This window comes from Luteolibacter sp. Y139 (assembly GCF_038066715.1).
Taxonomy (GTDB): domain Bacteria; phylum Verrucomicrobiota; class Verrucomicrobiia; order Verrucomicrobiales; family Akkermansiaceae; genus Haloferula; species Haloferula soli.
In genome coordinates this window covers 547,607-570,962 of the sequence record NZ_JBBUKT010000004.1, presented here as the reverse complement: position 1 = coordinate 570,962, position 23,356 = coordinate 547,607, and the positions used below count along the sequence as shown (strand labels likewise).

At 64.9% G+C, this 23,356-nt stretch carries 11 protein-coding genes; 10 read left to right on the top strand and 1 reads right to left on the bottom strand.

All coding sequences use genetic code 11. The annotated features are described in order from the left end of the window. Positions 1–66 precede the first annotated feature (66 nt). The 5 genes from WKV53_RS13315 (at position 67) to WKV53_RS13295 (ending at position 4,709) form a co-directional block, all read left to right on the top strand. Entirely contained in the window at positions 67–345 is a 279-nt protein-coding gene (locus WKV53_RS13315; RefSeq protein WP_341405095.1) for a hypothetical protein, read from the top strand. Continuing rightward, positions 342–788: a periplasmic heavy metal sensor gene (locus WKV53_RS13310; RefSeq protein WP_341405094.1), complete on the top strand. Its 447-nt coding sequence runs from the start codon at positions 342–344 to the stop codon at positions 786–788. The genes WKV53_RS13315 and WKV53_RS13310 overlap by 4 nt, the downstream gene beginning before the upstream one ends. Further along, on the top strand, positions 766–1,377 hold the full coding sequence (locus WKV53_RS13305; protein ID WP_341405093.1) for an RNA polymerase sigma factor: 612 nt from the start codon (positions 766–768) through the stop codon (positions 1,375–1,377). Before WKV53_RS13310 ends, WKV53_RS13305 begins: the two co-directional genes overlap by 23 nt. Positions 1,378–1,540: 163 nt before the next feature. After that, positions 1,541–3,592 (top strand): TonB-dependent receptor, encoded by a 2,052-nt coding sequence (locus WKV53_RS13300; RefSeq protein ID WP_341405092.1) that lies wholly within the window; start codon positions 1,541–1,543, stop codon positions 3,590–3,592. Positions 3,593–3,668: 76 nt separating this feature from the next. Beyond that, positions 3,669–4,709: a glycoside hydrolase family 43 protein gene (locus WKV53_RS13295; protein ID WP_341405091.1), complete on the top strand. Its 1,041-nt coding sequence runs from the start codon at positions 3,669–3,671 to the stop codon at positions 4,707–4,709. A 176-nt stretch (positions 4,710–4,885) separates the two neighbouring features. Here WKV53_RS13295 and WKV53_RS13290 read toward each other — a convergent pair whose 3' ends face one another. Further along, a complete protein-coding gene (locus WKV53_RS13290; RefSeq protein WP_341405090.1) occupies positions 4,886–5,401 on the bottom strand; it encodes a DUF7716 domain-containing protein in 516 nt (171 codons plus the stop codon). 571 nt (positions 5,402–5,972) lie between these two features. On the opposite strand from WKV53_RS13290, the gene WKV53_RS13285 reads away from it, so the two are divergent. From WKV53_RS13285 to WKV53_RS13265, 5 genes are all read left to right on the top strand, one after another. Then, positions 5,973–8,189, top strand: coding sequence for a GDSL-type esterase/lipase family protein (locus WKV53_RS13285; protein WP_341405089.1), 2,217 nt, complete (start codon positions 5,973–5,975; stop codon positions 8,187–8,189). Positions 8,190–8,211: 22 nt separating this feature from the next. Then, a complete protein-coding gene (locus tag WKV53_RS13280; protein ID WP_341405088.1) occupies positions 8,212–13,173 on the top strand; it encodes an autotransporter-associated beta strand repeat-containing protein in 4,962 nt (1,653 codons plus the stop codon). Between the two features lie 293 nt (positions 13,174–13,466). Next, positions 13,467–16,178, top strand: coding sequence for a beta strand repeat-containing protein (locus WKV53_RS13275; protein ID WP_341405087.1), 2,712 nt, complete (start codon positions 13,467–13,469; stop codon positions 16,176–16,178). An 82-nt stretch (positions 16,179–16,260) separates the two neighbouring features. Beyond that, the gene (locus WKV53_RS13270; RefSeq protein WP_341405086.1) at positions 16,261–16,977 is read left to right on the top strand and encodes a hypothetical protein; all 717 of its coding nucleotides are present in this window, start codon (positions 16,261–16,263) and stop codon (positions 16,975–16,977) included. A 300-nt stretch (positions 16,978–17,277) separates the two neighbouring features. After that, positions 17,278–23,232, top strand: a complete 5,955-nt coding sequence (locus tag WKV53_RS13265) for a rhamnogalacturonan lyase family protein (protein WP_341405085.1) — start codon at positions 17,278–17,280, stop codon at positions 23,230–23,232. Positions 23,233–23,356 lie beyond the last annotated feature (124 nt).

The following is a 23,356-nucleotide window of genomic DNA, read 5'->3' as shown; positions in this document are numbered from 1 at the left end:
CCATTCCCCACCCGACTTCGTCATTTGATCTCGCCCGCCGCTCCTTACCCACTAGCCTCCACCGTCATGACAAGGTCCCTCGAAGACACCCTCGCACAGGCCCGGCGCTCACGCCCTGACTCGCTGCCCACCACCTTCGCAGATGACCTCATGGCGCGCCTCCAAGCCTCCGCACCAGCCATTCCCATCTTCCGCCCCCGCGATTTCGCCGCACTCGCCGCCGTCGCTGTGCTCGTCGCGGGAACCATCAGCTTCCTCGGCGAATCCACCGCCTCACGGCAAGCCGCGGCCACGCCTCCGCCGCTCACCATGTTCTCGGATTCCTCCCTCTTCGCCACCCGATGACCCCCGGCGCACAGAGGCTCGCACTCTCGCTGGCCACCGTGGTGCTCGCAGGCCTGACCGCCTGGCTGGTCACACTCTCCGCCCAACGCGATGCCGCGATCCGTGCCCGCGCCGCGAAGGATTTCCACCACTGGATGCACGAGCAACTCGCCCTAACAGATGCCCAGCACGAGGCCCTCAACCCCATCGAGCAGGCCTACCAGCAGGAAAAGGAGCAGCTGCAAAAGGAGATCACCGCCGCCGGTGGCGAACTGGCAGCCGCAGTGCGCGCCGGCAAATCCGGTTCCCCCGAAATCGAAGCCGCCCTTACCCGCCTCAACAGCGCCCAAGCCCGCCTCCAACACGCGACGCTCGCTCACTTTTTCGCCATGAAGGAACACTTGGACCCCGCGCAGTCCGAGAAACTCTTGCAGTGGACTCATGATAGCATCCTCGCTCAATAGCGCCGCCGCCGGCCTCCCGCTGCCAGCGGTCGAGACGCCAGACGAGGCCGCCGAGCTCGCGCTGATCCACTCGGCGCAGGCCGGATGCCCACAGGCATTCCGCGCGCTCGTCGAGCGTCACCAGCAGCGCGTCTATCACTTCTGCTTCCACTACCTCCGCGACGCCGGCGATGCGCGCGAAGCCTGCCAAGACACCTTCATCCGCGCCCACGGAGCCCTCGCCCGCTTCAAGCCGAAGGCCAGGCTCAGCACCTGGCTCTTCCAGATCGCCCTCAATCTCTGCCGCGATCGCAAGCGCTCCACCGCCAAATCCCGGCCCCACCTCGCCCTCCACGAGCACGCCCCGGAGCTGACCTGTCACCGCCCCGCTCCCGACGAAGCCGCCATGCGCGATGCCGACCTCGCCAAGCTCGACCGCGGCCTCGCCACCCTCCCGGAAAAATTCCGCGAGGTCCTCGTCCTCTCCTGCCTCGAAGGCCTCGACCACGCCGAGTGCGCCGCCATCCTCAAATGCTCCCCCCGCGCCATCGAAGGCCGCCTCTACCGCGCCCGCCAGCAACTCTCCGCCTGGTGGGACCGCGAGCCCTGAAAATGTAGCGTCGGTCTATGACCGTCGCTGACTAGCGGCCACAAGCCGCATCGTGAGACTCTGTTTTCCAGGCCCACAAGGATGCGGGCCGTGCGGCTACGGACCTCCGCTACATTCCGAAAAAAATCCCGTGGGCTTTCCCCACCGATCTCGTTTCACCCACGTGATCCCCTCTCATCCACTGCTCCGCCACTCCCTCGCCGCCCTCTCTCTCCTCACCGCAGCAGCCTCCGCCCAAGACGTCCTCGAACCCCTCCTCGTCACCGGCAAAGCCGAAAACCTCCTCGGTGAAGCCGACTCCGCCTCGAAAGGCCAGTCCGACCGCGAGGAGCTGTTAGATCGCCCGTACTTGCGCCGCGGCGAACTCCTCGAAGTCGTTCCCGGCATGATCGTCACCCAGCACGCCGGCGGTGGTAAGGCGAACCAGTACTTCGTCCGCGGCTACAATCTCGACCACGGCACCGACTTCGGGATCTTCGTCGACGGCATGCCCGCGAATTACCGCTCCCACGGCCATGGCCAGGGCTACGCGGACATGAATTTCCTCATCCCCGAGTTCGTCCAGCGCCTCGATTACGAGAAAGGCCCCTTCGACTCGCGCATGGGCGACCTCACCACCGCCGGCTCCGCCGAGTTCTCCCTCGTGAATTCCCTCGACCGCGGTTTCGCCAGCTTCGCCTTCGGGGAGGACGAGTATCTCCGCGCCGTCTTCGGCGACTCCGTGAAAGCAGGCATCGGCACCCTCACCTTCGGCGGCGAGGCGACCTACTACAATGGCCCCTGGCTGCTGGAGGAAAACGCCCACCGCTTCAATGGCCTGCTCCGCTGGCACACCGGCGACGATGACAACTTCCTCAACTTCACCCTGCTCGGCTACCAGGCCGAGTGGACCTCCAGCGACCAGATCCCCGAGCGCGCCATCCTCAGCGGTCAGATCGACCGCTTCGGCTACCTCGATCCCACCAATGGCGGCCAGTCGCAGCGCTACTCGCTCTCCATGAATTGGGGCCACCTCGCCAATGATGTCCGTTGGCGCGGCAATGCCTACGTCGGCTACTACGACCTCGATCTCTACTCGAACTTCACCTACTTCCTCGATGACCCGGTGAATGGCGACCAGTTCCGCCAGTCCGACCAACGCATCTTCTTCGGCGGCGAAGTCTCCGCCACGCTCGAGAACCGCAGCCTCTTCGGCGCACCCACCGATTACACCTTCGGCTTCCAGACCCGGAATGATGTCATCTGGGATCTCGAACTCGCCCGCACCAAGGCTCGCGCCGATGTAAATCCCATCCGCTCGGATGACGTCATCACCGGCAGCTACTCCGTCTTCGCCATGGCCAAGACCAAGTGGAACGATGGATTCCGCACCGAAGCCGGCGTCCGCGCGGATGCCTTCTACTTCGATGTCGATAGCGACAATCCCGCCAACAGCGGCAACGAATGGGACGCCATCGCCGTGCCAAAGCTGAACCTCATCTTCGGCCCCTGGCATGACACCGAGTACTACCTGAACCTCGGCGGCGGCTTCCACAGCAATGACGCCCGCGGCGTCTTCACCCGCATCGATCCGAATGACGGCGTTACTCCCGTCATGCCCGTCGATCCACTCGTCCACACCTGGGGCTCCGAGCTCGGCGTCCGCCACCAGTGGGGCGATTGCCTCACCACCACCGCTGCACTCTGGTATCTCTACAGCGAGTCCGAGCTGATCTACGTGGGCGACGCCGGCAATGTCGAAGCCGGCCCCTCCACCGATCGCTACGGCCTTGAGCTCACCGGTTACTGGCGCCCGAACAGTTGGTTCTCGCTTGATGCCGAGATCGCACTTTCAAAAGGCCGCTACACCGACACCTCCGCCGGCCCATGGGTGGAGAACCAAGTCCCTCTCGTCATCGCAAGCGGCATCACCGTCGGCGAAAAACTCGGCCCCTATGGTGCCCTGCGCGTCCGCTATTTCTCCGAGCGCCCTCTAACAGCCAACAAGGGCGTCCAGTCCGAGGACTCGCTGCAGGTGAACCTCCGCACCGGCTACCGCCTGGAGAATTGGGACTTCGCCATCGATGTCCTCAACCTCCTCGACCGCAAGGACAACGACATCGAATACTACTACACCTCCCGCCTTCCCGGCGAACCCGCCGCAGGCATCGATGACGTCCACCTCCACCCCACCGAGCCCCGCACCATCCGCGCCTCGGTCACCTATTACTGGTAGCGCTCACTCCACCAGCCAACGAAACACCCGACAAACCCCAGCCTCCCGAGCGTATCCTCCGTCATTCCTTTCTTCGATGACGCTTCGCCCACGGATCCTTCTTCTCCTCTCCTTCATCCCATCGCTCACCCACGCTGCCGAGCCACCCTTCACCGGCACCAACCCCATCCCCTACACCTACCAATCGCAGGGAGCCGAGCACCGCGAAGTCCGTGACCCCTGCATCATCCGCGAGGGCGATGCCTGGTATCTCATCCACACCATGTGGCCCTTCGCCAATCGCGAACCCGACCGCATGAACCTCCCCGACAACGGCTCCTCGCCCGGCATCGCCCTCTACCGCTCCACCGATCTCAAGGACTGGAAATTCCAATCCTGGCTCGTCCGCTCCGCCGATCTCCCCGACGACTGCCCCTACAAGCACCGCTTCTGGGCCCCCGAGATCCACAAGCTGAATGGCAAGTTCTACCTCATCTTCACCGCCGACAACTGGACCAAGAAGGAGATCAATCCCCACCAGGAATTCGCCAGCGCCGGCCGGGCCTTCGTCGGCGTCGCCGATCACATCGGCGGCCCCTATCAGCACATCTCCCTCATCCCCGACGGCGCCTGCGATACCACCCTCTTCGCCGACACCACCGGCAAGACCTACGCCGTCATGCCAAAGCACGATCTCTTCATCCGCCCCATCGACCTCACCGGCCTCACCCGCGGCGAAGGCATCAGCTGGCTCGGCCCCGAGAAGAAAATCGTCACCTGCGACCCCGCCGGCACCAAGCTCGACTCCGCCCCCGAATACCTCGAAGGCCCCTGGGTCGAGCACATCGGCGGCCGCTATCACCTCTTCTACGCCGAGTTCTTCCGGAACGGAAAGGACACCAGCTACTGGACCGGCGTCGCCTCCGCCGACACCCCCGACGGCCCCTGGCAACGCGACGACCGCGGCAAGGTCTTCGAAGCCGGCCACATCGCCATCTTCGACGGCCCCTCTAACAGTAAATGGGTCTCCTACCGCATCGAAAACCGCGACCACGACCGCGGCCTCCTCGCCATCGACCCCGTCACCATCACCCCCCAAGGCCAAGTCCAAGTGGAGATCACCGCCGGCAAACGCTGATCAACGCGAGGTGCAGCTTCGATCAACGGGGGGCCAGTCGCAGCACTTCCCTCACCCGTCGCGATTCCGGAAAGTAGCTCAATCCCGTGCCGCTCCGAACGATCTCAGACACAACTCCGGTAACTCCGCTATCCTATACATACCGGAATAGCGGAGTCCGGCTCGGCCGCTCCCAATCAATCCGCAAACGGACAAGGCCGCTTCTTCACGTTCTCAAACTGGTGAACACGGCAGAACGCGCTGAACACCACCGCTCCCCCGCTGCATCCCTCGCGGCGGCATTGGGTCCCCGGACGTTCCTGCCCCAGGGAGTCGTAGAACTCCCGGTCCAGCCGAGCTTGAGTCTCCTCCCATGGCGGCGGATCCGGAGCACCGAGCCGGTCCGGCCACGCATCGAACCGGATGTAGTAGCGGATCACCTCACAAGCCGCAGCCTCATCGGGGCAACCTGCCAATCGGTCCGCCCATTGGATACAATCCTGCAGCGTTTGGTAATCGACGGTCGAATAAAGGCCACGTTCTTTGAATCCGGGCGGATAGACCTCTTCGTCGAGATCCTCGTCGAAATCCATCTTGGCCAATTCGCATTCCGTCTCGCCAGAGAGATTCTTCGCATCTCCCACGATCAGCAGCCACTGGCTTTCGGAGCCTTCTCCCGCACGGACCGCAGTGATGATTTGAAACAACGTCATTTTTCCCGATTTCACCGGCCTCGAAGCATTACGTCACGCCATGTTTCAACCACGAGCCAGCAAGTCCATCACGACCTCAAATCCAATTCCTCCTTTCCCGTTTCCTATACACACGGGAAAGGAGGAATCCATCGCCTCCAGGTCATCCCTCCATCCAGATGGAATTCACGGCCCATCCTGCCTTTTCATCCGCGCCATCCGCGTAATCCGTGGTGAAGAATCTCCCCTCCCAAACCAAACCCCGGCACCAGTCCAGTAAGTCCAGTATCCTATCCATTCTGGAATACTGGACCTCACCGTGGCCAATCACCTTCAGCATTCGGCATCCACGGCCCACCCAGCCACCCATTACCGGCTTCAGAAACCACTCCAATAATTCCACTCCTATACTTATTGGATTATTGGAGTCCACCCGCCCTTGGCAGTCCTACCGCGCCTCGCCGACCGGCGCCTTCACGACCAGCTTCCTATCCCACTCCCTCGGCGGTAGGATTCCCGATGACGCTACCGCCATTCCCTCACCCATTGGGGTAACGCGACAACCCGCCGATCCACCTCCATTCTGCGTTTCATGCGAATCCCACTCCGCCTGCTCCTCACGGCCTGCCTCGGCATGGCCGCCAGCGCCTGGGCGAAACCCACCCTCTACATCATCGGCGACTCCACCGTGCGGAATCAGACCGCAGGCCAGCGCGGCTGGGGCGATCCCCTCGTGGCTCATTTCGACCCCGCCAAGATCGACGTCATCAACCGCGCCATCGGCGGCCGCAGCAGCCGCACCTTCGTCACCGAGGGCCGTTGGGATGCCGTCATGGCGAACCTCAAGGCCGGCGACTACGTCGTCATGCAGTTCGGCCACAATGACGGCGGCCCGCTCAATGACGAACGCTGCCGCGCCTCCATCAAGGGCACCGGCGAGGAAACCGAGGACATCGTCCGCAAGACCGACCAACAGCCCGAAACCGTCCACACCTACGGCTGGTATCTCCGCAAATTCGTCACCGACACCAAGTCAAAGGGCGCCACGCCCATCGTCCTCTCCCTCATCCCGCGGAACATCTGGAAAGACGGCCGCGTCGGTCGCAGCACCAGTGACTACGGCCTCTGGGCCAAGCAAGTCGCCGACCAAGCCGGCGCTCCCTTCATCGACTTCAATAACCTCCTCGCCGACCGCTACGACACCCTCGGCGAGGAAAAGACCACCGCCATCTTCGCGAATGGCGACCACACCCACCCGAATCCCGAAGGCGCCGAACTCAACGCCACCGTCCTGACCGAAGCACTCCGCAAGACCGACCTCGCGAACTACCTCCTCCCCGCCGATCTCTGGCTCCCTCACGTCTTCAGCGACCACATGGTCCTCCAGCGCGACACCGCGAATCCACTCTGGGGCACCACCCGAGCCGGCTCACCCGTCACCGCCACCATCGCTGGAAAGACCGCCACCACCACCGCCTCTGCCGATGGCAAATTCCGCCTCGATCTTCCCGCCCTGCCCGCAGGCGGCCCATTCACCATCGAGGTGAAAACCTCCGATGCCTCTCGTACGTTCTCCGATGTCCTCGTCGGCGAGGTCTGGCTCTGCTCCGGCCAGTCGAACATGGACTTCAGCGTCGCCAAGACCGCCAAGCGCTACTTCGCCGGCACCACCAATTGGGAACAGGAAGTCGCCCAGGCGAACCACCCGCAGATCCGCGAGTTCAAGGCCGAGTTCACCCCGCGCGAAGACCCGCAGCCGGACGTGGAAGGCGCATGGAAACCCTGCACTCCCGAGACCGCCGGCGACTTCTCCGCCGTCGCCTACTTCTTCGCCCGCGAGCTCCAGAAGGAACTCAATATTCCCATCGGCCTCGTCACCACCTCCTACGGCGCCAGCACCGCCGAAGCCTGGATCAGCAAGGACAAGCTCGTCGCCGATTCCACCCTCAAGCCACTTCAGGAAACCTTCTGGAAGAAGTTCATCGCCTACCGCGACAATGCGAAACTCTTCGAAGACTACGGCAATGCGATGACCAAGTGGGCAGCCTCCGACAAAAAGAAAAAAGGCCCCGGCCATCCCGATCCCATCCGCGACCAGCACAATCCCGCCGTGCTCTACAATGGCATGATCGCCCCGCTCGTCCCCTACGGCATCCGCGGCGCCATCTGGTATCAAGGCGAGTCGAACGTGAACGTCCGCCAGCTCTACCCCGCCCTCCAACGCACCCTCATCGAGGACTGGCGCGCCCGCTGGAACCGCGGCGATTTCCCCTTCCTCTTCGTCCAGCTCGCCGCGAACAAAGCCCCGGGCCCCGACCCCGCCTCCAGCAGCCTCGCCTCCATGCGCGAGGCCCAGGCCACCTCGCTCACCCTGCCCCACACCGGCATGGCCGTCACCATCGACATCGGCGATGAAAAGGACGTCCACCCGCGCAATAAGCAGGACGTCGGCGCACGCCTCGCCCGCCTCGCGTTGCACGATACCTACTGCAAGAAGGACGTCATCCCCTGCGGCCCCGTCTTCAAGATGTCCGAGATCGAAGACGGCCGCGTCGTCCTCCACTTCGACCACGTCGGCACCGGCCTCGTCGCCAAGGACGGCGCCCTCAAGCAATTCGCCATCGCCGGCGACGACCGCAAGTTCGTCTGGGCCGATGCCGAGATCGATGACGAGGACAAGGTCATCGTCTCCAGCCCCACCATCCCCCGCCCCGCCTACGTCCGCTACGCCTGGGCCGACAACCCCGCCGGCGCCAATCTCTTCAACTCCGCCGGGCTCCCCGCCGCGCCTTTCCGCACCGATCCCTGATCAAGGGCAGCCCCAAGCGTCCATGTTCAAACCCAGCTTGTCTTTCCTCGCCGCAGGGATCCTTCCCGCGGCAGCCATCCCCGCCTTCCCCGGTGCCGAAGGCTACGGCGCGAATGCCAACGGCGGCCGCGGCGGCGACGTCTACCACGTCACCAACCTCAATGCCTCCGGTGCAGGCTCCTTCGCTGAAGCCATCGGCACCGTGCCCGCCGCCGGCCGCACCATCGTCTTCGATGTCAGCGGCTACATCCGCCTGCCTAGCGGCTCCGATGGCACCCGCCTCACCTCGTCAAAGGTCACCATCGCCGGCCAAACCGCACCGGGTGACGGCATCGGCTTCTACAACAACTTCTTCCGCATCTCCGGCGACGACATCATCGTCCGCCACGTCCGTTTCCGCCATGGCTACTACGGTTCCGGCGGCGATTGCATCGACCTCGACAGCGGCTGCCTGAATGCCGTCCTCGATCACGTCTCCATGCAGTTCAGCACGGACGAAAACATGTCCAGCTTCGGCAGCCCGCCAGAGAATCTCACCCTCCAGTATTCGCTGAATGCCTGGGGCCTTGAGAGCCACTCCTGCGGCGGCCTCTGGGATCAGAACCACGCCACCTCCCACCACAATCTCTGGGCCCACAATCACACCCGCAATCCCAAGGCCCGCCCCGGCGGCCTGCTCGAGTGGGTGAACAATGTCACCTACGATTGGGACATCGGCTTCATCATGGGCGACTCGCAGTCGAACCAGAACTGGAAGTCGAACGTCATCAACAACTACTTCATCGGCCCGCCCGGCAATACCCATTCGAAGGCGCTCGTGAAAGGCACCGTCGGCGACAACGGCAAGCCGAACTTCACCGTTTTCCTTGGCGGCAATCTCTCCGATACCGATGGCGATGGCCTCCTCAATGGCACCGACAAGGGCTACGGCATCGTCGAGGGCACCTCCTACGCCCCCGGCACCACCGGCCTCACGCCCGGTGCCCTCGGCTACTATCAATCTAGTACCGCCATCGCGGGATCGACCGCCGGCGTCTCCACGGACGCACCGCTGCTCGCCTACAAGAAGATCGTCTCGAATGCCGGTGCCCTCCGCCTCGATGCGAACTACCCCGGATCCATCCGCGACGAGGTAGACACCATCCTCATCGGCAAGCTCACCACCCAGACCCCTTTCCACGTTCACAAGGAAAGCGACACCGGCGCCAGCAATGCCGGCTTCGGAGTCCTCGCCTCCACCATCGCCCCCGTCGATACCGACCTCGATGGCATGCCGGACTACTACGAGTCCGCCCTCGGCTGGGCTCCCGCCGTGCAGGATCACAATACCGGCCTGCCGAATAGCGGCGGCGTCCTCACCGGCACCACCTTCATGCCCGCCGGCACCGCAGCCGGCTACACCCGTCTGGAGGAATACCTGCACTTCCTCGCCATTCCCCACGGCACCGTGGCGAAGAACACCGCCAGCGAGCCCACCAGCGTGCAGGTCGACCTGAAGCGCTTCACCTCCGGCTTCTCCGCCTCGCCCGTCTTCACCGTCTCTAACATTGCCAGCGGCACCATCGTCCAAAGCGGTCCCGGCAACTCCCTCGTCACCTTCACCCCCACCGTCAACTTCGTCGGCCGCGCCCGCTTCGACTTCACCGTCACCGATGCCTCCGGCCTGCCGTGGACGCAGACCTTCGCCCTGCTCGTGACCAATGCAGGCCTCCCACGCGACCTCGAATGGCAAGGCGGCCTCGCCTCGAACGCATGGGACAGCGCCACCAACAACTGGCTTCGCAATGGCAACCCCACCGCCTTCCAATTCGGCGACCGCGTCGCCTTCGATGACAGCGGCTCGAAAACACCGTCGCTCAATCTAACCGAATCCGTCGCGCCCGGCACCGTCGATTTCGATGCCACCGGCAACTACACCATCGCCGGCACCGGAGCCATCACCAGCACCGGTGCACTCACCAAGCGCGGCACCGGCACGCTGACGATTTCCAATACCGCCGCGAACTCCTTCTCGAATGCCATCCTCGACGCGGGCACCCTCTCGCTCGGCAATGAAACCGCGAACGCATCGGGCCTCGGCACCGGTCCGCTCACGATGAACAGCGGCACGCTGAATCTCTACAATACCGGCCCCGGCGGCAGCTTCACCGGCACCCTGCCAAATCCCCTCATCGTGAATGGCGAGGTCGCCGTGAATGCCGGTGCCCGCTGCGGCTTCTCCGGTGCGCTCTCCGGCGCAGGCACGCTGAATCTTTTCATCCCCTACATCCGCACCGACTGGGGCGGCAATCCCGCCTCCTTCACCGGCACCCTGAATGTCCTCACGGATGCCGATGGCGGTGAGTTCCGCATCAACAGCGGCGGCACCGGCAACATCACCAACTACGGCGCCGCCCGCCTCCGCCTGCCGAATAACATCAACGCCTACTACCTGCCGAATCCACCCAGCAGCGGCGACAAGACGCAGACCATCCAGATCGGCGAACTCTCCACCAGCGGCACCGGCGCGGGCGTCATCCTCGGCGGCGCGAATGGCGCGGCGGATCGCAGCGTCCATTGGAAGGTCGGCGCATTGAATACGGACGCCACCTTCGGCGGTTCCATCCAGAATCGCACCGGCCCCGCCCTCTTCACCAAGCTCGGCAGCGGCACCCTCACCCTCACCGGCGCCAGCACCGCCACCGGTGCCACCACCGTCAGCTCCGGCACCCTGCTCATCGATGGCAGCCTCGGAAATACGACGGTCACCGTAGCCAGCAAGACCGCGCTCGGCGGCAGCGGCAGCGTGGCCGGCCCCATCATCGCGAGCGCTGACGCGAGCATCTCTCCCGGCTCCGGGCCGACCGGAGCGACTTTCACGGCGAATGGCGGCCTCACCCTCAGTGGCAACAACACGCTCATTTACGACATGGCGAACACACCCGCCGGCGCGAATGACCGCATCGCCATGAATGGCACCCTCGCCATGACCGGCGCCCTGAACTTCTGGTTCAAGCTCCGCCAGGGCCCTCTCCAGGCCGGCACCTACGATCTCATCACCGGCGCGACCAATAGCACCGTCACAGGCGTCACCCTTACCCACGATCTGCCAACCAACTCCCGCCAGACCTTCGCCCTCGGCCGCAGCGCAGCGGGATCGAATCCCTCCAAGGTCTGGCTCACCGTCACCGGCAATCCCGCCGTCCTCACCTGGACCGGCGCCGCCAATGGCACCTGGGATACCGTCACCCCGGGCAATTGGACCGGAGCCTCGCCCGACACGTTCTTCAACAACGACGACGTGGTATTGGACGACTCCGCCACCACCCGCACCGTCACGCTCTCCGGCACCGTCTCGCCCCGCACCGCCACCATCACCACCACCGCCGGCTACAATCTCACCGGCACCGGATCGCTGGGTGGCAATGCCGCCCTCATCAAGAATGGCAGCGGCACCCTCACCCTCTCCAATACCGGCGCGAACACCCACACCGGCGGCCTCATCCTCAATGCCGGCGAAGTGGCACTGGCCAATGACGTCGCGAACAACAACGGAGTGGGCAGCGGCACCGTGACCCTCAATGGCGGCGTGCTCTCGATGTACGACAATGACAGTACTTACAGCGTTTTCGGCGCGATCTTCAACGTCCCCGCCGGAGCCACCGCGCGGCTCAATGCCGACTCGCGCGTCGACCTCTACGGCTTTCTCTCCGGCGCAGGCACCTTGAACTACTACGTCCCCTGGGTGCGCACCACCATGCTCTGCGATTGGTCCGCCTTCACCGGCACCATCAATGTGCTCACCGACGCCAGCGGCGGCGACCTCCGCATGGGGACCAACTACAATTTCCCCGGCTTCCCCCAGGCCAGCGTCGCGCTCACCGATAGGGTTTACGCCTACTACATCGGCACGCTCGCGCAAGGCGCCGGCACCACTATCCCCATCGGCGCTCTTTCCGGCACGGCCCTTTCCACGCTCCAGGGCGGAGCCACCGGCGGCCGCGCCCTGACCTACCGTATCGGCGGGAAGAACACCGACACCACCTTCGCCGGCACCATCTCCGAGCAAAACACCGGCACCGCCACCACCTACGTCAAAACCGGCACCGGCACCTGGACCCTCAGCGGCAGCGGCGCATGGAATGGCGGCACCACCGTCGAACAGGGCACCCTCAGGCTCACCGGCCCTTTCAGCAGCGCCACCGCCGCACAGGTCATGCCCGGAGCCACCCTGAAGATCGAAGGCGGCAGCCTCGCCACTGACGCGACGAAGATCGCCAGCGGCGCATCCTGTTCCGGCTACGGCACCCTCGCCTCCGACTTCGTCCACGATGGCACCTTCGACGGCCGCGGCTATCTCACCGGCACGCCTGGCATTCTAACAGTTCAAGGCAGTGCCTTCCTCGGCAGCACCTCGCTCACCCGCCTTCGCAGCGGTGCTTCCTCCGACCTCATCGCCATCACCGGCGACCTCACCCTCGGCGGCACCGTCCAGGTCGCGCTCGCTCCCGGCACCGCCTTCGGCCGCTATCCTCTCTTCACCTACGGCGGTACCCTCAGCGGCAGCGCCACTCTAGCAGGCATCCCAGTCGGGACCACCGCCCACCTCTCCACCACCACCGCCGGACAAGTCACCCTCGTCATCGATGACACCGACGAAGACGGCCTGCCGGATTCATGGGAACAAGCCAACTTCGGCAACCTCACCCAAACCGCAAACGGCGATAAAGACGGCGACGGCACCTCGAACCTCGCCGAGTATCGCCTCGGCCTGAATCCCTCCAGCGGCACCAGCTCCTTCAAGTCCACCGTCTCCCCCAACGGCCGCACCATCACCTGGCCCAGCGCCAACGGCATCGTCTTCACCGTGAAGCGCAGCCTCACCCTCGGCGAAGCCTCCTGGCAAACCCTAGGTACCGTCACCGGCACCGCCGCCACCACCGCCTCCTTCACCGACCCCACTTCCTTCGGCAAAGCCTTCTACAAGGTCGAGTTCACGCCGTAGGAATTCGCCTTCTTTGCGGACTATCTTCGTAGCGGAACGACTGCGTCGTTCCGGCTGGGTTCGGACCGCGCCGTCACAGCGCCCCTACCCACTCGTTATGTCCTCGCCCGCAATGGCAACAACGCCGGCGAAACCAACACCCACTATGTAATCCATCCGGGTTACTCCGTTCGGGTCAATGGCACAAAGTGCCTCACCCCGCTGCAATCCCCACGCACGCGAACCCTGTCGGCCTCCTCCCTGACCGCGCGCGAAAAACCCCTGCCCCGTCGCTCGCGGCAAAACCCTCCTGAATGAAATCCCATTTCTCCCTCGCCCTCGGCCTCTCCATCTCCGGGCTCACCTTCCCCATCGCCCAAGCCGCCGACGGCACCTGGACGAACACCGCCACCGGCGGCCTCTGGAGCGATAGCGCGAACTGGAGCAGCACCACCATCGCCGACGGCTCCGGCTCCACCGCCAACTTCAGCACCATCGATCTCACCGCCGACAATACCGTCCAACTCGACTCGGCCCGCACCATCGGCAACCTCACCTTCGGCGATACCGCCACCGCTACCGCAGGCAGCTGGACCCTCGCGAACAACGGCAACGCCGCCAACATCCTCACCCTCGGCGTCGCCAGCGGCTCACCGGTCATCACGGTCAATACCCTCGGCACCAACAAGCTCGCCACCATCACCGCCGAACTCTCAGGCTCCCAAGGCTTCACCAAAGCCGGCGCAGGCGAACTCGCCCTCAGCGGCACCAATACCTACTCCGGCAGCACCATCGTCAATGCCGGCACACTCCGCTTGATCGGCGCCGCGGGCACCGGTGGCACCATCCTCAATTCCACCGGCATCACCGTCGCCGCAGGTGCCACCTTCGCGATCACGAATGACCTCACCAACGGCAATTCCACCAACCGCATTGCCGACACCGCGTCCATCACGCTGAGCGGCGGCACCTTCACCTTCAATCCCAGCACCGCCGGCAGCACGGTCTTCTCCGAAACCGTCGGGCAACTCAACATCAGCTCCGGAGCCAACCGCATCACCGGCACTTCCGCCACCGGCAGCGGCAGCTCCTCCACGCTCACCTTCGCGTCCCTGAACCGCACTCCCGGGGCCACGGTGAACTTCGCCAATGCCACCGGCGCCGCGTCTAACAAGATCCTCTTCACTACCGCTCCCACCCTCGACGCTGGCAATCTCATCGGCGGCTACGCCCTCGCTGGCAGCGCCGACTTCGCCACCTACGGTGCCAATGGCATCGCCATCGCCACCTCGAGCGGCGGCGCGGAGACTGGCTGGACCACCACCCAGAACGTCAAGTTCACCCTCGCTGCTGCAGGAGCCACCACGCTCACCGGCAATCGCGACATCAATTCCTTGTCCTACGCTCAGAGCGGCAGCAGCACCAGCACCTCGCTGAATCTCGGCGGCTTCGCCCTGCGCGTCCGCAGCGGTGGCGTCCTCGTCAGCGGTGGCACTTCCAGCGCCACCATCTTGAATGGCTCCCTCACCGCCGGCTATGCCGACGATACTGCGGGCGAGCTCGTCCTCATGTCCTCGCAGGCAAGCAGCCGCTTCCTCACCGTTTCCGCAAACATCGTCGACAACGGCTCCGGCGTCGTCTCCGTGGTCCTCAATGGCAACGCGAACGGCAATGGCGGCCAGGTCGCACTCAGCGGCATCAACACCTACACCGGCACCACCACCATCGCCGGCAATGCGGCACTCGGCTCCTCCACCGCCATCAACAACTCCAGGGCCCTCACCATTGCCGCGGGCGCCACCATGCAGCTCGGAGGATTCACCGCCACTGTCGACGGCCTGTCAGGATCAGGAGCCTTCAGCACGAACAACGCGAGCGGCTCCGGCACCTTCAATAGCGCCCTGAGCCTCGGCAACAACAACGGCAGCGCCACCTTCAACGGCACCTTCAACGTCAGCAGCAGCACCCGCGACCTGGACATCATCAAGAACGGCACCGGCACCCAGATCATGGCCGGCACCGACAATCGCGACATCAACACCACCACCAGCGTCAGCACCACCACCATCAATGGCGGCACTTACCAGGCCGCCAAGCAGGTCTCGCTCTACAACAACGTCAGCGCCCGCTGGAACGCCACCAACCTCATCATCAACAACGGCGGCACCCTCGCTTTGAACGTCGGCGGCACCGGCGAATTCACCAGTGCCAACGTCGACACCATCAAGGCACTCGGCACCGCCACCGGCGGCTTCCAGAGCGGCTCGAAGCTCGGCCTAGACACCACCAATGCCACCGGCGGCAATTTCACCTACGCCAGCGCCATCGCGAATACTAACAGCGGCGCGAATAGCGTGGGCCTCACCAAGCTCGGCACCGGCACCCTCACCCTGACAGCCAATAGCACCTACACCGGTGCCACCATCGTTTCCGCCGGCACGCTGCTCGTGAATGGCTCACTCGGTGCCTCTGCCGTCACAGCGAATGGCGGCACCTTCGGCGGCACCGGCACCGTCGGCAGCAATGTCACCATCAATGCCGCCACCTACGCCGCAGGCGCCAGCGCGGGCTCCCTGGAAATCGCCGGCGATCTCGGACTCAGCGCAAGCTCCAGCACCGCCATCGAACTCGGCGGCGTCGCCTTCACGCTGAATGGCACCGAGGAATACGACCGCACCAAGCTCACCGGCGCCACCTCCGCGCTCAATCTCGGCGGCGGCACCCTCGGCGTCTCGCTCATCAGTGGCTTCACCCTCACCGCGGGCCAGGCCTTCGGCATCTTCCAGCTTGAGAATACCGCCACCCGCACCGGCACCTTCGCCGGCCTCGGTAGCGATGGCTCGCTCGTCGGCACCTTCGGCGGCGTCAATCTCTTCATCACCTACTCCGGCAATTTCAGCGACACCGGCACCATCGACCTCAGCGGCGGCAATGACATCGTCCTCTACACCGTCCCCGAGCCCGCCGCCGCTGGCATCGGCGCCATCGGCCTGCTCCTCATCCTGCGCCGCCGCCGGATGAAGTGAGAGGGTAGATTGCAGATCGCAGATCAACGGCCGCCAATTCAGCAGCCTTCCCATCTGCCATCCACGATCTACGATCTCTCCCATGCGCCTCCTCTTCCAAGCCCTCTCCGCCGCGCTTGTCCTCCTCACCGGCGGACTCGCCCACGCCCACGGCGGCTACGAGACCGAGGCCACCGTCCGCATCTACCCGGACCGCATGCGCATCGCCATGACCACCGCGCTGCCCTTCGCCTGGAAAATCATGGGCGATCAGGCACCCGGCACCGCCGACGCAGACGGACAGGCCGAAGCCAAGCCCCTGCTCGCCGCCATGGCCAAGACCCTCTTCAAGGTCACCGCCGACGGCACCCCGATGACTCCCGTCAAAAGCGACTGCGTCTTCGAGGTCGAAGGCATCGACGCCCACGCCTCCTTCAGCTTGGACTTCGCTCGTCCCACCGCCTCGCCCGTCGTCGTCGAGGAAACCTTCTTCCCTTACCTCGACGAACTCGACACCGGCTACATCGAGATCTTCGACCACACCTCCGCTCCCCTCCAGCGCGACATCCCGCCCCAGCAGGAGCGCTACCTCTCCCTCCAGAATCCCTCCGTCACCTTCGTCCTCAGCACACCTGCAGCAGCCAATACCGCCACAACCCCGGCACCTTCGCCCGCGCCTTTACCTGGTCCCACGCCAGTAGCACCTCCACCCGCTGCCGAGCGCCCCTTCCCTCTCCCAATCTTCGTCGCGGTCCTGCTCCTCATGGCCGGCGTCATCCGCGGCATGTGGAAGCGAAATCAAAAGCCTCCCGCAGCCTGACCCTCCAGGCCCGATCCAAGTTGTAAGTAGTCCCGCCTTCAGGCGGACGAAGCACGCGCGGCACCCATCTCACGAAGAAGACCGAATCGCCCCTTCTTCCCCGTGATCCCGTTTCCTTGGAAACGAAATCACCCATACGCCGGACCCTGATATACCTCGCGTAACCCGTTCATGGCATCGACGCCGTGCGTCGACATCGCCGACACTGGTGCATCCTGCGACAGACTCGCCGAACCCCGCGTCGCAGCGAAAAAGCCCATGTCCCGCTCGCGCCTTCTCCCGGTCGTCGTCTGCTCTCTCATGTCAGCGCTCTGCGTTGGCACCGCCCATGCCCAGCGCCAGATGGAGCGCCTCGGCCGCGGCCTCACCGCCATGCGCAGCAGCAGCACGCAGGTGTACATCGGCTGGCGTCTCTTGGGAAATGACCCGCGCGATATCGCCTTCAATCTCTACCGCTCCGGCAATGGCGGCAGCGCAGTCAAACTGAATACCTCGCCCATCACCGCCACCACCGATTACGTCGATACCCCGCCGACCCTCGCCTCCATCGCCTACACCTATTCGGTCAAGCCCGTTATCGGCGGCGTCGAAGTCCCGGACACCTGGGCCCATGCCCTGAGCGCACCCTTCGCACTGCCCGCAAATCCACCCACCCGCCAATACGTTCCCGTCCCCATCCAGCCCACACCCGATGGCGCACTCGATGTGAAGTTCGTCTGGGTCGGCGATCTCGATGGCAATGGCGAATACGACTTCGTCATCGATCGCCAATCCGCCGAAGGCGCACGCCAATTCCTCGAAGCCTACAAGCGCGATGGCACCTTCCTCTGGCGCATCGATCTCGGGCCTAACAGCTTCTACAAATACAACATCGAGCCCGGCTCCTCCGCCATCAGCATCGGCCACGGCGACAATGTCACCGTCTACGACATGGACGGCGACGGCAAGGCCGAGGTCCTGCTCCGCACCGCGAATAACGTCGTCCTCGGCAATGGCGCTGTCGTCAGCGGCGGCGCTTCGGACAATGTCCAGTTCCTCTCCGTCCTCGACGGCATGACCGGCACCGAGCTCGCCCGCGCCACCGCCCCGAATCCCCGCCTCAGCGATGGCCCCATGAATGGCCACATGGGCATCCTCTACCTCGATGGCCAGCGCCCTTCCGTCATCTGGGCCGCCAAGAACCGCGCTGCCGATGAGAGCTTCCACGGCGTGATCACCGCATGGGATTGGCGAAACAATAGCCTCACCCAGCGTTGGTCATGGGTCGATGACGGCGCCATCCACTCGCCCGAGGGCCACCAGATCCGCATTGCCGACGTCGATAACGACGGCAAGGACGAGTTCGTCGACATCGGCTACGTGCTCGATGACAATGGCACCCAGCTTTTCAATATCCCCGAAGTCGTCCACGGCGACCGCTTCCACCTGACGGACATCGATCCCGATCGCCCCGGCCTGGAGAACTTCATCATCCAGCAGAACAATGGCACCGGCCTCGCCACCGAACTCTACAGTGCCGGCACCGGCGCCATCATCAAGAAGTGGTACGCCGGCGGCGTGGTCGATGTCGGCCGCGGCGTGGCCGGTGACTTCGATCCCAATGTAAAGGGCTGCGAGTTCTTCTCCACCCAAGCCGGCGTCTACGACTGCAAGGGCAATAACCTGGGCTACGCCAACCAGCCCTTCCCGCCCGAGGCCATCTGGTGGGACGGCGATCTCGTCCGCGAGTTCGTTTCCACCATCGGCAGCTCCGCCACCAGCCCCGGCATCGACAAGTTCAATACCGCCAATGGCACCAGCGGCCGCGTCATCAGCCTCTACAGCGACGCGAACGCTCCGAACTCGCCCTACAACAACTACATCGCCTACGGCGGCCGCCCGCAATTCTGGGGCGACATCCTCGGCGACTGGCGCGAAGAACTGCTCTGCGTCGCCACCGACAATAGCGAGCTCCGCATCTACTCGGTGAGAAGCGCCGACACCGCCAAGACCAGCAATGGCACCGGCTTCCGCATCCCCACCCTGATGCACAATCCGCAGTATCGCCTCCAAGCCACCACCAAGGGCTACGTGCAGGCCAGCTACGTCGACTACTACCTCGGCACCGGCATGACCGCGCCGCCACCCGCACCCATGGTCGATACCGATCTCGTGTGGCGCGGCGGCTCCGGCACCACCACTTGGGACAACGGTGTTTCTAGTAGTTGGACCGAAAGTGGTGCCAATGCCACCTTCACCGCCGGGAAAGCCGTCCGCTTCGACATCGGCGCGGATGCCACCACGCCGGTCGCACTATCCGGCACGCTCTCGCCGAAGGACCTCACCGTCTATTCGCCGAAGGACCTGACCTTCGATGGCACAGCGGGCTCGCTCTCCGGCACCATGAAGCTCATGAAGTCCGGCAAGGGCTCACTCACCCTCTCCGGCAGCCACACCTTCACCGGCACCACCACCATCTGGGACGGCGCGCTCACTCTGAATGGCACCCTCTCCAGCAGCCCCGTCACCGTCTGGGGCGGTACCTGGGGCGGAGCAGCCGCCGCGGGCCTCACAGGCGGACGCATCGGCGGCACCGGCACCTTCAGCCAGCCCGTCACCCTCGGCTATCGCGGCGCGATCACTCCCGGCTCCGGCATGGGAAATGCCGGCACCCTCACCCTCGGCAGCGGCCTCACCGCCCAAGATGGCTCCGCTCTCGCCTTCGATCTCTCGAACAACCCCGCTAATCCCGCCACCAGCGACCGCATTGCCGTCACCGGAAATCTTTCCGTCACCGGCAAGGTCGGCATCGTCATCAAGGCGCTCAATGGCTCCATCCCCGCCGGCACTTACACGCTGCTCACCTACACCGGCACCCTCACCGGCAGCGCCTCGAATTTCGACGTCTCCGTCCCGCCCGGCACGCCCTACTCGCTCACCGCTGCCTCCGGCGCCGTCACTCTAACAGTCCCCATCACCCGCGCCCCCGCCGCCATCGTCTGGCGCGGCTCCGGCGCAGCATGGGATCTCGCCACCACCTCGAACTGGCTCAATGGCGGCTCACCCGACATCTTCGTCGCCGGCGACACCGTCACCTTCGATTCCACCGGTGCCGCTGCCACCACCGCCACCCTCACCACCGCCCTGCCCGTCGCGGGCGTCACGGTCAATACCTCCACCGACTACACCCTCTCCGGCACCGGCTTCATCAGCGGCACCGGCGGCCTCACCAAGTCCGGCACCGGCACCCTCACCATCAATACCGCCAACGACTACACCGGCCCCACCACCGTGACTGGCGGCGTTCTCGCCATCGCCTCGCTCGCCGATGGCGGCACTCCCAGCTCCCTCGGCGCAGCCAGCGTCGGTGCCAGCAATCTCGTCATCAATGGCGGCACTCTCCGCCTCACCGGCTCACAGACGAATACCAACCGCAGCATGACCATCGGCGCTTCCGGCGGCACCCTCGATGTCGCCAGCAATGGCAGCTCCATGCAAATCAGCGGCACCCTCACCGGCAGCGGCCTCCTGACAAAAACCGGCGTCGGCACCCTCATCCTCGCGAAGAACAACACCTACACCGGCGGCACCGTCATCAATCAGGGCACCATCTACCTCGCCGGTAGCACCCCGAATGTCTCTGGCCTCGGCACCGGCAGCGTCACCTTCAACAACGGCCGTCTCACCATGGCCAATGTCCAGGCCAGCGAAACCGCCGCATGGAACATGATCGTCCCCGCCGGCATGACCGGCCGCCTCGATGCCGATGGCCGTTGCTCGCTCACCGGCTCGCTCACCGGCTCCGGCACCTTCAATTACTACTCGCCCTACGTCCGCTCCGACATGAAGGGCAACTGGTCCGCCTTCACCGGCCAGATCAATCTCGTCACCGATTCCGACGGCTCCGAGATGCGCGTCTCCAACAGCTCCGGCTTTGGCACCGCCGCCCTCAATATCGGCGCGGAAAGCATCGTCTACTACAATGTTAGTAGCAGCACCGCCACCCTCGACATCGGCGAGCTCACCGGCGACACCACCACCGGCCTCGGCGGCGGCCCCACCTCCGGCCGCACCGTCACCTGGCGCGTCGGCGGCCGGAATACCGACGCCATCTTCTCCGGCACCATCGCCAATGGCACCGGCACCACCGCCATCACCAAGAACGGCACCGGCATCTGGACCCTCGGCGGCGCATCCACCTACACCGGCGCCACCACCGTTTCCACCGGCACCCTCCGCATCAATGGCAGCACCACCGGCAGCGCCGTCACCGTGCAGACCGGCGCAGCCCTCGGCGGCAGCGGCGCCATCACCGGCAATGTGACTTACCAAGCCGGCGCCATCCTCGAGCACGGCGCGATCGGCTCCACACCACTCGCCATCACCGGCAATCTCACCTTCGGCGCGAATGCCGTCGTCCGCCCGGTCACCGGCACTACCCTCGGCCCCGGCACCTACACCCTGCTGACCTACACCGGCATTCGCACCGGCACGCCCATCCTTTCCTGGCAGGCGCCCGCAGGCTCCACCCTCACGGCCTCGTTCGATTTCGCCACCGCGGGCGTCATCACCATGACCCTCGCCAGCCAACCCGGCGCTTCGAATCTCATCTGGACGGGTAGCAGCAGCTCCGTCTGGGATACCGCCACTGCCAACTGGACCAATGGCTCCGGCAACGTCGTCTTCGCCACCGGCTCCACCGTCTCCTTCACCGACGCGGGTAATTCGACCAGCCCCATCGGCATCTCGCTCGATGTCGAGCCGGAGGAAGTCTTCGTCTCTACTACCAAAAACTACACGCTGAATGGAGCGGGCAAGATCATCGGTGACACGACTCTAACAAAGAGCGGCACCGGCACCCTCACCCTCTCCACCGCCAATACCTTCACCGGCGGCACCTCCATCTCCGGCGGCACTCTTTCCATCACGAATGCCGCCGCCCTCGGCACCGGCACCGTCACCCTCTCCGGCGGCACCTGGGCCACCAATAACCTCGCGCCGCAGAATTCCATCCTCGTCACCTCCGCCTCCACCATCTCCGGCGGCGATGGCGGCGGTGCACATGGCCTGAGAAACATCTCCGGCTCCGGCATCCTCACCCTGAATGCCACCAATATCTTCGACCTCGAGGGCGACATGTCCGGCTTCTCCGGCACCTTCGCCTTCGCCGGCACCAGCTCGTTCCGCCTCTTCACCTCCGCCTTCAATGGCAGCGCTGCCGCCACCTTCGACCTCGGCACCCGCGGCCTCTCCGCCCGCCAGGGCAGCGCCTACAATCTCGGCGCGCTCAAGGGCCTCGCCGGCAGCTTCCTCGGCATGGCCAGCAATAGCAACGCCACCAGCTGCACCTACACCATCGGCGCGGCGAACATCGACACCACCTTCGCCGGCGTCATCGCCAATGGCAGCGCGACCAAGCCCGTCGGCATCATTAAGAGCGGCACCGGCAGCCTCACCCTCGGCGGCGTCAATACCTACACCGGAGCCACCACGGTCAACACCGGCAAGCTCCTCATCACCGGCTCGATCGCAACTACGACAAGCACCGTAGCTCCCACCGGCGGCCTCGGCGGCAATGGAACCATCGGCGGCGCCGTCACCTGCAATGGCATCCTCGATCCCGCCGGCACCCTCACCCTCGGCGCAGGCCTCACCCTCTCGTCCACCGCCGTGCTCCCCTATGAGCTCGGCACCACTTCCGACCGCGTCAATGTCACCGGCAATCTCATCCTCGCCGGCACCCTGAACGTCACCGCCGGCCCCGGCTTCGCCCCGGGCACCTACACCCTCCTCACCTACACCGGCACCCTCGATGACGAAACCGGCCTCGCCACCGGCACCATCCCCGCCGGCTACGAGGCCACCGTCAGCACCGCCACTCCCGGCCAGGTCCGCCTCATCGTCACACAAACGCTCACACCCTTCGAGCAGTGGCAGATCCAATACTTCGGCAGCACCAGCAATCCCGACGCCGCACCCACCGCCGATCCCGATGCCGACGGCACCGACAACGCCACCGAGTTCCTGTTAGGCCTCGACCCCAAGAACGGCAGATCCTCCTTCAAGGCCACCGGCACCCGCACCGGCGATAACTTCACCCTCACCTGGCCCTCCGCCGATGGCGTCCAGTTCGAGATCGAACGCAGCACCGCCCTCGACACCGGCTGGCAACCCATCGCCACCGTCACCGGCGGCGCAGGCAACACCGCCTCCTTCACCGACACCTCACCGCCTGTCGGCAAGGCCTTCTACAAGATCGCCATCATCGTCGAGTAGCCCACTGGGAGCGCGGAATTCATTCCGCCCGAATGGTCCCACGACGGCTCTCCACCACAGGCTCGCCCCCAACCCTCCGTAGGCGCATTCGTGAGAATGCGGAAGCCAGTGCAGAGCCCGCTCC

Excerpts from the sequence above, each read along its gene's own strand:
- WKV53_RS13290 (WP_341405090.1), bottom strand. The coding sequence starts at position 5,401 with ATGACGTTGTTTCAAATCATCACTGCGGTCCGTGCGGGAGAAGGCTCC.
- WKV53_RS13305 (WP_341405093.1), top strand. The coding sequence starts at position 766 with ATGATAGCATCCTCGCTCAATAGCGCCGCCGCCGGCCTCCCGCTGCCA.
- WKV53_RS13275 (WP_341405087.1), top strand. The coding sequence starts at position 13,467 with ATGAAATCCCATTTCTCCCTCGCCCTCGGCCTCTCCATCTCCGGGCTC.
- WKV53_RS13265 (WP_341405085.1), top strand. The coding sequence starts at position 17,278 with ATGTCAGCGCTCTGCGTTGGCACCGCCCATGCCCAGCGCCAGATGGAG.
- WKV53_RS13310 (WP_341405094.1), top strand. The coding sequence starts at position 342 with ATGACCCCCGGCGCACAGAGGCTCGCACTCTCGCTGGCCACCGTGGTG.
- WKV53_RS13295 (WP_341405091.1), top strand. The coding sequence starts at position 3,669 with ATGACGCTTCGCCCACGGATCCTTCTTCTCCTCTCCTTCATCCCATCG.
- WKV53_RS13285 (WP_341405089.1), top strand. The coding sequence starts at position 5,973 with ATGCGAATCCCACTCCGCCTGCTCCTCACGGCCTGCCTCGGCATGGCC.
- WKV53_RS13315 (WP_341405095.1), top strand. The coding sequence starts at position 67 with ATGACAAGGTCCCTCGAAGACACCCTCGCACAGGCCCGGCGCTCACGC.
- WKV53_RS13270 (WP_341405086.1), top strand. The coding sequence starts at position 16,261 with ATGCGCCTCCTCTTCCAAGCCCTCTCCGCCGCGCTTGTCCTCCTCACC.
- WKV53_RS13280 (WP_341405088.1), top strand. The coding sequence starts at position 8,212 with ATGTTCAAACCCAGCTTGTCTTTCCTCGCCGCAGGGATCCTTCCCGCG.